General features: G+C 63.2%; 2 protein-coding genes. One reads left to right on the top strand and one right to left on the bottom strand.

The genetic code is table 11. The annotated features are described in order from the left end of the window. Positions 1-302: 302 nt before the first annotated feature. Entirely contained in the window at positions 303-593 is a 291-nt protein-coding gene (locus JHD63_RS22730) for a LysR substrate-binding domain-containing protein (protein WP_198973065.1), read from the top strand. A 6-nt stretch (positions 594-599) separates the two neighbouring features. Here the strand turns inward: JHD63_RS22730 and JHD63_RS22735 are convergent. Further along, on the bottom strand, positions 600-807 hold a 208-nt coding region (locus tag JHD63_RS22735; RefSeq protein WP_198973073.1), incomplete at its 5' end, for a transposase.

An 807-nucleotide genomic window follows, 5' to 3' on the forward strand; every position in this document is an offset into this window, starting at 1 on the left:
TCCACGTGACCCAGGCCTTCGCTCAGGTGCTCCAGGTAGCTATCGAAACGCTCGGCTGCATTCATCGATCCTCCAAATCGAAGTCCGGAAGATCGAATTGTGACATTTATGACACAGTAAGGCTAGGGCAACGCTGAGCAAGTCCACCATCATAGGGTCGAATGCATTGTGATCCGGTGAAGCAACAGACCCTGGCAGCAGCGGCCGATCAAGAGGCTGGATTCGGTCGGTGCGCTCCGACCCGTTCGCGCTGGAGCAGAGCCAGTTCGACGCCGCCATCTTCTCGGGCGGCAGCCTGTGCGGTGCCGGCCTCGCTTGGCCCGAGGTACGAGCTGTTCTCGATGGTGATCGCCGCCGCGGCGGCCGGTCAGTGCCTGGGGCTGGTGCCCCAGCCACTGGTGCAGCACGCGCCGGATGCGGGCGAGGTGGTGCGCGCCCACCGCCAGCCCCTGCCCGGCAAGCAGAGCTACTGGTTCGCCTACCCGCAGCACGGCGAGCCTTCGCCGGCGCTGCGGGCCTTCGAGCAGTGGATCGGCGAGCAAAGCCCGCCGCGGCGGAAGCTGCATAAAAAACGTGCAGCGCTTGTGTGCTAAGAGCGGCTAACAAAACAAAGGGAGGTTGCGAGCACAGATGACACAACAAGCCAGGGAAAGCAGCGCGACATGAATGTCGATGCGGCTCTCGAAGCGGGTTCGCAGCTTGCCAAACGCGGCCAGCCAAGCATGGGTACGCTCGACCACCCACCGATGGCGCCCGAGCCTGTCATTGCGCTCGATGCCTTTGCGAGCAATACGATCCTGGATACCG

It is taken from the genome of Xylophilus sp. ASV27 (assembly GCF_016428875.1).
Classification (GTDB): domain Bacteria; phylum Pseudomonadota; class Gammaproteobacteria; order Burkholderiales; family Burkholderiaceae_C; genus Xylophilus.